The following is an 11,417-nucleotide window of genomic DNA, read 5'->3' as shown; positions in this document are numbered from 1 at the left end:
CCGGGGGAATCCATGTAGCCCTGTTAAGGGGTGAGCAACGCAATACCTAAGCCGCCGCATACCACCTTAATCACTTAAACCAACGCATGGTAAAAATGCCATGCGTTGCGAATCCATCTTGAACAGTTTGTTATATTTTTTTGTTACCTAAGATTAGATTCATTGCTTTCTTTAGCGCAACTAGCCCATCCTTATCTCTTGGTAAAACATTGAGTAAAACATCTTCATCAAGGTATTCATCAAAATAATACTCTCGACCATGTTGAAGTGGTTGCCACTTATTTGTTACACAAAAATCTTCAATTTGCTGAAATATATTCTCAAATATTCTTCTAGAAGACTCACTGGCTTTTTCAACCATATCAAAGAAATCAACTTTCTCATGACCAAGGTCATAACCAAATTGATGCCCACGGACAACCATTAATTTTGTACTTGGCTCTCCCATACCCAAGTAATTAACATTCTCTCTTACTCTTCGAAGTGTTTTGTAATCCATATCATCTTTCCAATGAAGTTGATCCTCAAGCCACTTTTCAATTTTGTTATGTTTCATACTTTTCATATTTTCCAGGTGGAAAGTATGATCAGTATTAATGAGAGCAAATCCCACATGAAATACAGCATAGTAATATCCGATAACAGCATTCATATAATTATTACTTTCTTTTGCCGCTTCAGCTGAGCCCCACATCGCAGCCCCCCATGCTATATGAGAACCTATATTCATTTCTCTTAGGTGTTGTTCTTTATCGTCCATTAAAACTCCATAAATAAATTAAAAATATAACATTTTAATATCGTGCAAGCACGAATCCATCCGCTTAACATATCAAAAAGGTCGCTCATAACCAACTGAATGCTATGCATTTAATATAAAAGTGGGTCTAAACATTAAGTGTGAAAACGTGCAAGCACATATTGCCGACTATGTAACGCTCGGCCTCATTCTTAACCACCGACAAATCTGCATTGTAATCAATAATTTAAAATAAACCTCTCGTTAAATTCGTGCTCAATCAGAGTTAAAAACCACTCTTTTTTAAGTCATTAATTATTCTACAAGCAATAAACTGTCTGTATGTACAGATTTTGTGAGGGGAATATATGGCGAGTCAATTCATGCAGGCAATTTGCGAACATATGACGATGCGAGGCTATAGTCGCAAGACAATCAAAGCCTACTGTTACTGGATAAAATACTTCATTCATTTTCATAAGCTTAAACACCCTGAACAGATGCATGCCGCTGAAGTTGTCTCCTTTCTTTCTCATTTAGCTAATCAACAAAAAGTCGCCATCAATACTCAAAAGGTAGCTCTCAATGCTCTAGCCTATTGATACAATCAATTTATTAAGCAACTTCTAAAGTCAGGCTCCGATATCAGAACGGTTCAAGAGCTACTGGGGCACAGTGATGTCAAGACAACTCAAATATACACTCACGTTATTGGGCAACACTTTAGTGGCACGACTAGCCCACTAGACGGCCTATAGCGAAACTCCCTCATCGATAGTTGAACCTTGGCTTGATGGCTTCTGTCTAGCAAAGTTGTCTGATATGGTGACGGCAGAACTTCAGCAATTGTTTAGATAGTATTGAATATGAAAACACTAACCATACTTGATGGCGGCATGGGCCGAGAACTCAAAGAAATTGGCGCGCCATTTTCTCAACCACTTTGGAGTGCTCAAGCGCTGATTGAGGCACCCGATTTTGTTAGCCAAGCGCATCAAAACTTTGTCGATGCTGGTGCTGAAATCCTGATCACCAATAGCTACGCCTGTGTACCTTTTCATTTGGGTGAAGAGCTGTTCAAACAACAAGGTTTTGAACTCGCAGAGCTATCTGGCGAACTGGCTAAAGCCGTTGCTGACAATGCCCCTCACACAGTGAAAGTAGCAGGCGCGATTCCACCGCCATTTGGCAGCTACCGACCAGACTTGTTTAAGGTCGAAGAAGCAGCCCCTATCATTCAAACCCTTTACGATGCGCAAGACCCAAACATCGACCTTTGGATCGCGGAAACGATTTGTAGCCTGCAAGAATTCGAATCCATTCATGCAGTACTCAAGCAATCAAACAAACCGTGTTATTACGCCTTTAGTTTGGAAGACACCAAGGGCGATTCTGCCAGCATTCGTTCTGGCGAGAGCGTAACAGACGCCATCAAACTGGCCTGCCAATCCAACGCTACAGGCGTTATGTTTAATTGCTCAGTGCCTGAAGTGATGGATCAAGCCATCATCGATACTAAAAAAGTGATCGAAGAACTAGGCTGTGATCTGGAAATCGGTGTCTATGCGAACAACTTCGCGCCGATCAGCAGCGAACATGAGGCCAATGACATGCTTCAAGAGATGCGTGAGCTGGATGGCCAAGGTTACCTAGCTTACGCCAAACGCTGGCACGCATTGGGTGCGAATATCGTCGGTGGCTGTTGTGGCATCGGACCAAAACACATTCAAGCCCTAGCCGATTGGAAACGCTCCCTACAGAGCTAATCCTGAGCTTCAACTAGAATAAAATAAATAGAGAACAGGTTGAGAAATCTGTTCTCTATTTGTATGTGGCGTCTCTGAGTACACTGAGACAAAACAACGATTTGGAGTAACTGATGAGCGACACGCAACGCAAAATTAAATGGGGCATCGCAGGGCTAGGTAATATCGCGAATCGATTCGCAGCGGCAGTCACAGAGCACTGTTTGCATGGTGAGCTTTATGCGGTTGCCGCGAGAGACCATACACGCGCAGCCACGTTCGCCAACAAGTTTGGTTGCGACAAGGCTTATGGTTCTTATGAAGAGATGGCGAATGACCCAGCAGTAGAAGCGGTTTACATCGCCACCGTTCACCCATACCACCAGCCACTCGCAGAACTGTTTCTAAAGAACAATAAGCACGTATTGGTCGAGAAGCCGGCTTTTACCAACCTTGCTGACTGGCTTGAGATGAAAGCCCTCGCCAAGCAAAATGGCGTGATGCTGTTAGAAGCGATGAAAACCGTGGTGTTTCCCGCGTATCGTGAGCTCCAATCATTCTTGGTCGATAACCACATTCAAATAGATTCAATCGAAGCCAGCTTTGGCAACCATCACGACTATGAGCCCGATTTGTTTATCTTCAATCCGGATTTGTCAGGCGGATCAACGCTCGATGTTGGGGTCTATGGGCTTTGGTTCTTCTACGATCTATGCCGAACACTGGGTGTGAACCCTTCAAAACCTCAGGTAAAGATGTCGTGTCTTTATGAGGGGGCAAATGTTGATACCGATGCGTACTTTACCTTCTCTGGTGATATGAACGGTAAGATATCGGCATCAACAGTGCAAAACCTTCCCCGATCAGCGCACTTGAGTGGGCCTGATACTAAGATCACCATTCACGAAAAATGGTGGAATCCGGCCTTTATTGAGATTGAACATCAAGGGAAAAAATCGACCATCAACTACCCAGTGACAGGGAATGGATTCGAGTTTGAAATCGACCATTTTTCAGATTTGGTGCTTCAAGGCAAAACTGAATCGAATATCCTAAGATCAGAGATAACCTCTCGAGTTCTCGATACGATGGAAAACGCACTCATTGACTCTGGCTATCCACATTTAACTCAACCTCGTCGTTAGGAAAAGCAAATTGGGCAACCTTAAGCGCAAGCTTGAACTGTATGAAAAGATATTTCAGGCTTTTGGGCCTGGAGTATCACATTGTCAGGTTAACCAACTGGCCACACTGCTGCACGTGAGTGAACGTCACGTTCAAACCTTACTCAAAGCGATGACAGCGCAAGGCTGGATTGAGTGGCAAGCCAGTTCAGGCCGAAGTAAGAAAGCACAGCTGACGTGTCTGGTTGAGCCCATTGAGGCGTGTTACCAATACGCACAAACCCAAGCCGATGCGGGTAATATAGAACAGGTGTTTAGCACCTTAAGCTTCAATGGCCGCAATGCTGGCGCTGAGTTGCAAGCCTTTCTAAGCAATACCAATTCGTCGGCGCAGAATATCGCGTATATCCCGTTTCACCGAGAGCTCGAGGCTCTTCACCCTCAACGAGTACTTAGACGCACCGAACGCTTCCTAGTGATGCAAGTTTGCCAACGCCTAACCTCTGTTAAGCACGGTAAACTCAGCGGCGATCTGGCTTATCATTGGCAGCCTAATGAAGATGCGACACGGTGGCACTTTCAAATACGTAATGGCGTTCACTTTCATAAAGGTCGAACACTCGAACCTCAAGACATAGCGCGCAACCTTAATTCACTCTGCCAAAGCAAAATATGGCGTCGCTGTTATCAGCATATTGATGAGGTCTCTGCCTCGGCAGGTAATGTGGTTGTCGTGAAATTGAATCAACCTGATTGGCATTTACCGCGCTTACTTTCCAGAGTTGAAGCCTCCGTATTTGATCCCTCATCACCGACTGATAGGCTGATTGGATCTGGCGCGTTCTCATTAGACATCTTCTCAAGCAAGATGTTGAGATTAAGCCGTAATAGCGCGTATTCACACAGCACGCCGATTCTCAATCGAGTCGAGTTGTGGGTCTATCCAGAATGGGCACAGAGCAAAGCCTGCGCTCAAAATCAGGTGTGCGTGAAACTGCCCGAAAAGACCACCAACGTGCGTGGTGGCGACCATTATTCCAAACCGGAATTCGGCTCAACCTTCTTTAAGATTCAAAACCCAGCGTTGTCGAAAACAGAGCGTGAATTCACCGTTGAAGACACCTCTGAATGCCAAGCCCTTTTCGAGCTGTTGTCTGTGTCTGGCGACCACAAAACCAGCGTGGAATATGGAAACTACCTAACTAGCTACCTAACAACCAAAGACGTCGTGTTGTGCAGCATTATTGATGAGAACGACCCCTTCACTTCGTGGTTAAGCTTTTTCACTCGCTTCCCGTTTGAGGACTTGGCGCTGCCTGCTGAAATGCTAGAGAAAATCCAACAAGGCTTAGCCGAAATAAGAAACCAGCCAAACTTTGAATTAGCGATGAATGCACTGTTGGCATTCAAGCATTGGTTGAATGCAACTGGGAATGTGGTTGAGCTTAAGCAAGAGGCGTTCAACTTAGAGGTTTCTGAAAAGATACACGGCGCGCAAGTGAATGGTTTCGGTTGGTGCGAACTCGATCAGTTGTGGATTAACCATTTGTAACTAATCAATCAACACCAACGAATCTAGAATGCCTTTGCCGCTGTGGATTCCACCTTCGTTTTCGCTGGCGGGTTTGCTGCGGATTAAGTAACCCGCGTAACCTTCCAGTTCGGTCACTGGCTTACCTTGGTAGTAAGCGGTAAATAGGCCGACTTCGCTGACTAAATCTGTCACTAGCGTTTGTTGAGTGTCACGCACTGCAATGGTTGGTACGTCGCGTTGGTGTGGATACAAGCGCTGCATCAATGCCCACGCATCGTACTCTTCTGGTTTAAGCTGGCTCAGTTGTTCGCTGATGTCGTCACCAAATACACAATGGCCACCGCCCTCACCTTGGTTTTTCAGCACCCACTCTTGCTTGTTAGCTTGTGTGTTAAACCATTCAATCGAGTCACTGGTGATTGGCTTCATATCTGCTAAAACACTCTTCACCAATTCCGCATCTTCTAGCGTTAAACCCCAACGTGCGTATTCAGATGCTGGCATCATGGTCAGCAGCATTTGCATGGTTTTACTGGTCGCTAATTGTTGATTGATGGTCGCGTTCATTGCGACATGGTGTTGTTCCATAAACACGCGCGTTTGGCTTAGTGTATGACAACAAACCGATTCGTTGAGTTCTGGAGCCCAGTAGTCTGAATACTGATAGCCAGCTCTTAAATACACCACATCGACAGCGCCGACATCTTGCAGTAACAAACGTTGGTTATCACCCGATGAAAGCTGACAGCTCAATTGCTCAAAGGTACGACGAACCGTACGTACACCCTGCTTTTGCAGTTCAATTTCGAGTAGGTGTTGGTCGTAAACATTGTCTTCATTCTTTTGTACTACCATCAAGAATGTTGGCTTATCTGAATCATTAAAGTCAGCTCGCACTTTTCTTGCTGAAGTCGCTATACCATAAGCCAACTGCGTTAAGCCTTGGTTTTCAGCAGGAGTTGCAGATTTATCTTCAAGCCAGCTCTGATAAGTCTCAGGCCATTGATTTTGCATGTAATCATGGAACTCTGTGGCCTTTTGCCCAAACGGAGCCATACCTGCAGCAATGCCATTAAACTCGATCACTTTCGCGCCATGTTGGCGATCATCCATGAAGTCAGTACGCATTAATAACAGCGGTTGGCGAGCAGGATAAAGTCGATGAGACACCTCGCCATGCGCTTGTTGATGCAGCTCCATCAAGCGGCCAAAAAACGGATCAGCTTTGGCCATATCACTCAGTGATGACTGCAAGAAATCATGATCTTCGGAAACATTGCTGATTAACTTGGTGATCAGCGGTGTTACCTTCAACAAGTGTTCAAAAACCTCGCGCTCCATAGTCATAGGAGCAATGCTGAAAGGACAATGCCTAGCAGTATTATCTGACTGGCGAAACGCAACACCGTGCATGATCGCCCACTCACACGCGTCTTCAATAATTTGTTGTGGTAACCGTGGAATTGTCATCTCTCATCTTCCAAATAAAAATAGCACCCAGAATAAGACGAAGCTTAATTCCAAAAGACGAAATAAAACTGGATTTTTTATCAAACAACTACGTTTGTTTTATCTTTCAAAAGCTTGAATAGATTATACATCTCAACTATCGAGTCTGCTCGATGATCAGATCGCGCAACCATTTATGGCTAGGTTCTGAATCGAAGTATTTGTGCCATAGAAGGAACAAGCCTCCCGGCACCAAATCAACCGGGACAGGCTTCATCACCAACTCTCCACTATCAATGTAATCGCGTACCGAGTTGTATGGGTAACACATAAGTAAATCACTCTGCTTACACAGCTTAATGGCACTGGTGATGTCTGAAACATTCGCGGCTTTGTTGATTTCAAGCTGCTTTGAGTTAAGCACTTCCATCAATAACCAGTCACCCGCTCCACCCGTCACCAACTGTATGTGTCGATACTTCAAGAAAGTGTCGAGGTTCCACTCTTCCAGCAAGGCTGGGTGGTCATTTCGCATCAAACACACCGAGTAATCCAAGCACAGTTCCACGTAATCCAACTCGTCAGGGATACACTGCACGTGGGTAGAAGCGCGTTCATCCAATTCGAAAATACCAATGCCAAAATCCACCTCACGTTTGAGTAAGCGCTTGAAGCTGTCGCTGCTCCACGTCGAACTGTTGATGGTAATGTGCGGCGCATCGGCAAGTGCTGTCGGCATAAAATGCGGATAGATCGCTGTGTAGGCGGTTTCAACAAGGTCTATAGTGAAGGTACGCTCACTGTCTTTAGGATCGAAAACTTCGGGAACGGTCAGCTTTTCGATTTGCAGTAGAATTTGGTGGATCTTAGGCGCTAACGCGAGTGCTTTGGGTGTGGGAAATAGCCCTTTAGATTCTCGCTCAAACAGCGGATCATCAAACAAAGCTCTGAGTTTGGTGAGCTGTTTACTTACCGCAGATTGACTCAAAAAGAGTCGCTCTGCGGTTTTGCTCACGCTTCGCTCTTCAATGAGAACGTGCAGGCAAAGCAGCAAATTCATATCGCATTTAAGTAAGCTTTTAACATCTACCATGATATTCCCTAAATTCAGGTTAATGATGATTAATTGTCACTTTAAATCATATCATTGTCTTGGTAAATTTAGCGCATGTGAGTTAAAACACTCAAAGAATAATAGAATTAAGGAATACTCATGGATTTTCTAGCACTACCAAAGATTGATTTACACTGCCACCTAGACGGAAGTGTTCGCCCAGACACGATTATTGACCTAGCAAAACAGTACAATATCGAACTACCTGAAGATCGCGACGCGGTTGTTCAATCTCTAACGGTGCCAGAAGATTGCAAAAACCTAGATGAGTACCTGGCTTGTTTCAGCCTGCCACTGCAAGTAATGCAGACTGAAGAAGCGATTGAACGTATCTCTTTTGAGCTTTACGAAGACGCTGCACTAGAAAACGTTAAATACCTAGAAGTTCGCTTCGCACCAATCCTGCACGTAAATAAAGGTCTGTCTCTTGATACGATCATTGCAAGTGCAGTAAAAGGCATGAAGCGCGCTGAAGAGAAATACGACATCAGAGGCAACTACATCATGTCTGTGCTTCGTATGTTCCCTAAAGATTCTATCAAAGACGTAATCGACGCAGGCCAACCCTACCTAGGTAAAGGTGTTGTGGCGTTTGATATCGCGGGCGGCGAAAAACCAGGCTTCTGTGCTGAATTCCCTGAATACACGCAATACGCTCTTGAAAAAGGCTACCGCATTACCGTGCATGCTGGCGAGCAATGGCATGGTCAAAACGTTTACGATGCAGTGACAATGCTTGACGCTGAACGCATCGGCCACGGTGTTCACATCCAAGGTAACGAAGACGCATACAACATCGTTAAAGAGAAGCAAGTTGCGCTTGAAACTTGCCCAACAAGTAACGTTCAAACTAAATGTATTCACCAATTCAGCGATCACCCAATTGCTGAATTCAAAAAAGATGGCATCGTTGTAACGATCAACACAGACAACCGCACTGTGTCGAACACAACCATGACCAACGAAGTGAAGCGTGTGTGTGAAACATTCGGCCTAACAAAAGAAGACTACGTAGAAATCTACAAATACTCAGTCGACAGCGCTTTTGCTTCAGACGAAGTGAAACAGCACCTAATGGGTTTCGTTGAGCAAATCTAATTTGGCAAAGCGCGCCTTTTGCTGAATAGCAGGGCTCACTTAGCATTAGTGCTTAAAGCACAAAACAGGAAGAGAAAGGCTGACGCTTTTCTCTTTTTTTATGTCTAAAAGTCGCTAATCTTGCAGTATTCGTCATGTAGACCGAGACTCTCGTAAAGTGGATAAGCATGAGTAATAAAAACAATAAAACTGAACTAGAAAAAATGCTATCTGGACAAGTGTATGATGGTGCAGATCAAGAAATTGATACCATGCGTGCCAATGCCAGAAAGTCGCTAATGGCTTTCAACCACCACCAAGACCCAAACCAGCAACACACATTGCAAGAGCAGCTATTTGGTAAGGTTGGTAGTAGCAGCTTAATCCAACCCCCTTTTCATTGTGAGTTTGGCAAAACCATCGAGATTGGCGACGACACCTTCATTAATATGAACGCCGTAATGCTAGATGGTGCGAACATCAAAATCGGCAACAATGTTTTAATTGGACCAAGTGCGCAATTCTATACGCCATCACACTCCCTTGATTATCGTAGCCGCCGTAAATGGGAAACCTTCTGTTTACCAATAACAATCGAAGATGATGTATGGGTTGGCGGTAACTCAGTGATCAATCAAGGCGTGACAATTGGGGCTCGTTCAGTGATTGCTGCGAACTCTGTGGTCAACAGTGATGTACCGCCAGACTGCTTATACGGCGGTACACCAGCGAAGTTGATTCGACATCTGAATACCGAACAATAAAGCTAAAGAGAAGAATAAAACGTATCAGTAGAATGAAGCCACTTAGAACAACAAATAGAAAAGAGGCGATGTTCATATGAAACATCACCTCTTTTTTGATTAGTTAGACGTGTCTCTTCTATCGAATGGATTTCGTTCCATGGCCTTTTCATACTCACTTTTCGGGCTACTCAAGTACGTGGTTTTGACGAACTTTTCCCAATCAGAAAACAGCGATTCTATTGGTTGCTCTGTAAGTTGTGATGGATCACCATTGCTTTTAATGAGATAAACAAACGCCTCCTCCCCCCATGAACGTTCAATAAACTCACCGACCGTATAGCCAAGCTCATAAACAGCCGAGCTACTGTTTGGCTTATGGTATAAATCCTGAACTAGCCCATCGAAACGGCGACTGATGGCAGTCCTGTTATTGACGTGAAACCAATAATCTTCAGATTTGTAGATAGCGATAGCTTCCCACAACCAACGCGGATTATTCGCAAAGTTCGGATTCACTTGCAGAGTCAGTAAATGTACGAACTCATGCAGTGCGGTTTTATGGATCTCACCACCAAAATAGAGCAGCCTAATTTCATTGCTTTTAGGGTCAATATACCCCGTAGAGAAAGCATATCGATACCCTATGCTCCGCTCCTGCTCATCCAAATAGGCTTTTTGGTTTCGCCATACTCTCACCGTTATGACAGGTATTGAATCAAGGCCGAAGCTCTTCATCAAAGGAGCCTGTTTGAGCAATAGCTCGTTGTGAATACTTGGAATTATCGAAGGTGAGGTTCCATCGTAAAGGACATACTTAAACTGCCCTTTATCTGATTCATAGCAATTGTGACAGGGTTCTTCACCTTGCATCTGCAGCATTGCTGCCACAATAAGAACCAACCCAGATAAAGCGAGAACCAAAAAAGTGATCATTGATCTTACTGAGTATTTTTTCATCTTGTTAAACCCTTAGAAAGAAGAGTTAAATCGTTAACCCGAAATCATCAAATCCGTTAACGATTCAAATCAATACCCAGTGCAAGCAATTCTCTTTCACACTGAGACACATCACTAAACTGGATACCGGCCATACCTACAGCCTTTGCCCCTTCAACGTTATAGGGCATATCATCAATGAAGACGGTTTCTGAAGCTTCAAGACCATTATTAGACAGCAGCGCTTGGTAAATCTCAGGCTGCGGTTTAAGCATGCCCAATTCAGCGGATACCGCCGCGCCATCAAACAGCGGCCAAAATTGGTAGGTGGCTTTTAGGTACTCAACAATCTCAACCACGTTATCGGTTAACGCATACACGGCATAGCCTGCTCGTTTTACTTGCTTGATGAGGTCAATAGAACCGTACAGTAAGATCTGCGTTTGCTTTACGTAGTAGAACAGGCGATCGCACTCTAATGAAGATAAATCTAACTCTTGTTGGTAGCGAAGTTTGGCTTCATTTTCGGTTAAGAACCCTTTGTTCAAATCCAACCAAATCGTACTTTGGAAAATTGAACTCGCTTGGGTTTCCAGATCATCAAGTTCCCCGAAAGTCAGGCGAGTAATTTCTAGCGGTGACCAACGTACAATCACATTGCCGACGTCAAATACCACATTTTTTATTTGATGAGTACTCATACCTTGCTCCTGAATTATTCGCGTGAAATAACAACAACACCGACATTAAATGCCGCACCTTAAAGTTCATAACCTTGTTTTACAAAATAAGGACTGAAATCACAATATGTCATCGAGCAGGTACGAAAAAGGCCATCATAAAAATTAATGCCGTTCGGATAAGCATTATTGCTTGAACCTGAACGGATATTTGGCTGGGACAAAGAGGACTGAACGTGGAAACGTTCGGTCTTTTCTTTTATCTGGAAGAAT

The 11,417-nt window shown here is 44.2% G+C and carries 11 protein-coding genes and 1 pseudogene; 6 read left to right on the top strand and 6 right to left on the bottom strand.

Features of this window, described 5'->3' with window-relative positions; all coding sequences use genetic code 11:
• Positions 1-130: 130 nt before the first annotated feature.
• The gene (locus tag AB4513_RS24545) at positions 131-760 is read right to left on the bottom strand and encodes a hypothetical protein (protein WP_009845956.1); all 630 of its coding nucleotides are present in this window, start codon (positions 758-760) and stop codon (positions 131-133) included.
• A gap of 347 nt (positions 761-1,107) precedes the next feature.
• Here AB4513_RS24545 and AB4513_RS24540 point away from each other — a divergent pair.
• The 4 genes and pseudogenes from AB4513_RS24540 (at position 1,108) to AB4513_RS24525 (ending at position 5,160) form a co-directional block, all read left to right on the top strand.
• Positions 1,108-1,497, top strand: a pseudogene (locus AB4513_RS24540) (phage integrase N-terminal SAM-like domain-containing protein).
• 108 nt (positions 1,498-1,605) lie between these two features.
• On the top strand, positions 1,606-2,505 hold the full coding sequence (locus tag AB4513_RS24535; RefSeq protein WP_009845958.1) for a homocysteine S-methyltransferase family protein: 900 nt from the start codon (positions 1,606-1,608) through the stop codon (positions 2,503-2,505).
• Between the two features lie 113 nt (positions 2,506-2,618).
• Complete coding sequence (locus tag AB4513_RS24530; protein ID WP_009845959.1) at positions 2,619-3,629, top strand: Gfo/Idh/MocA family protein; 1,011 nt, start codon at positions 2,619-2,621, stop codon at positions 3,627-3,629.
• Positions 3,630-3,639: 10 nt separating this feature from the next.
• On the top strand, positions 3,640-5,160 hold the full coding sequence (locus AB4513_RS24525) for an SgrR family transcriptional regulator (protein ID WP_009845960.1): 1,521 nt from the start codon (positions 3,640-3,642) through the stop codon (positions 5,158-5,160).
• Here AB4513_RS24525 and AB4513_RS24520 read toward each other — a convergent pair whose 3' ends face one another.
• Positions 5,161-6,612 carry a glutathione synthase gene (locus AB4513_RS24520; protein ID WP_009845961.1) on the bottom strand — a complete coding sequence of 484 codons (1,452 nt, stop codon included), beginning with the start codon at positions 6,610-6,612 and terminating at the stop codon, positions 5,161-5,163.
• Between the two features lie 136 nt (positions 6,613-6,748).
• Positions 6,749-7,684, bottom strand: coding sequence for a LysR substrate-binding domain-containing protein (locus tag AB4513_RS24515; RefSeq protein WP_009845962.1), 936 nt, complete (start codon positions 7,682-7,684; stop codon positions 6,749-6,751).
• 120 nt (positions 7,685-7,804) lie between these two features.
• Here AB4513_RS24515 and add point away from each other — a divergent pair, with 120 nt between their 5' ends.
• Positions 7,805-8,803 (top strand): adenosine deaminase, encoded by a 999-nt coding sequence (add, locus tag AB4513_RS24510; RefSeq protein WP_009845963.1) that lies wholly within the window; start codon positions 7,805-7,807, stop codon positions 8,801-8,803.
• Between the two features lie 167 nt (positions 8,804-8,970).
• Positions 8,971-9,546 (top strand): sugar O-acetyltransferase, encoded by a 576-nt coding sequence (locus tag AB4513_RS24505; protein ID WP_009845964.1) that lies wholly within the window; start codon positions 8,971-8,973, stop codon positions 9,544-9,546.
• A 99-nt stretch (positions 9,547-9,645) separates the two neighbouring features.
• Here the strand turns inward: AB4513_RS24505 and AB4513_RS24500 are convergent, their stop codons facing one another.
• From AB4513_RS24500 to AB4513_RS24490, 3 genes are all read right to left on the bottom strand, one after another.
• Positions 9,646-10,485 carry a hypothetical protein gene (locus tag AB4513_RS24500; RefSeq protein ID WP_102258640.1) on the bottom strand — a complete coding sequence of 280 codons (840 nt, stop codon included), beginning with the start codon at positions 10,483-10,485 and terminating at the stop codon, positions 9,646-9,648.
• 56 nt (positions 10,486-10,541) lie between these two features.
• Positions 10,542-11,165, bottom strand: a complete 624-nt coding sequence (locus AB4513_RS24495; RefSeq protein ID WP_009845966.1) for an HAD family phosphatase — start codon at positions 11,163-11,165, stop codon at positions 10,542-10,544.
• Between the two features lie 59 nt (positions 11,166-11,224).
• A partial coding sequence (locus AB4513_RS24490) for a hypothetical protein (protein WP_206208465.1) occupies positions 11,225-11,417 on the bottom strand: 193 nt, incomplete at its 5' end.

The sequence above is a fragment of the Vibrio sp. 10N.222.54.E6 genome, from assembly GCF_041473955.1.
Lineage (GTDB): Bacteria > Pseudomonadota > Gammaproteobacteria > Enterobacterales > Vibrionaceae > Vibrio > Vibrio tasmaniensis_A.
Note: the sequence above shows the minus strand (reverse complement) of the source record. Positions and strands in the feature narration are given on the sequence as shown.

What these genes read in the sequence shown, in the direction of transcription:
- AB4513_RS24545 (WP_009845956.1), bottom strand. Translation starts at nt 760, where the DNA reads ATGGACGATAAAGAACAACACCTAAGAGAAATGAATATAGGTTCTCAT.
- AB4513_RS24535 (WP_009845958.1), top strand. Translation starts at nt 1,606, where the DNA reads ATGAAAACACTAACCATACTTGATGGCGGCATGGGCCGAGAACTCAAA.
- AB4513_RS24530 (WP_009845959.1), top strand. Translation starts at nt 2,619, where the DNA reads ATGAGCGACACGCAACGCAAAATTAAATGGGGCATCGCAGGGCTAGGT.
- AB4513_RS24520 (WP_009845961.1), bottom strand. Translation starts at nt 6,612, where the DNA reads ATGACAATTCCACGGTTACCACAACAAATTATTGAAGACGCGTGTGAG.
- AB4513_RS24515 (WP_009845962.1), bottom strand. Translation starts at nt 7,684, where the DNA reads ATGGTAGATGTTAAAAGCTTACTTAAATGCGATATGAATTTGCTGCTT.
- add (WP_009845963.1), top strand. Translation starts at nt 7,805, where the DNA reads ATGGATTTTCTAGCACTACCAAAGATTGATTTACACTGCCACCTAGAC.
- AB4513_RS24505 (WP_009845964.1), top strand. Translation starts at nt 8,971, where the DNA reads ATGAGTAATAAAAACAATAAAACTGAACTAGAAAAAATGCTATCTGGA.
- AB4513_RS24500 (WP_102258640.1), bottom strand. Translation starts at nt 10,485, where the DNA reads ATGAAAAAATACTCAGTAAGATCAATGATCACTTTTTTGGTTCTCGCT.
- AB4513_RS24495 (WP_009845966.1), bottom strand. Translation starts at nt 11,165, where the DNA reads ATGAGTACTCATCAAATAAAAAATGTGGTATTTGACGTCGGCAATGTG.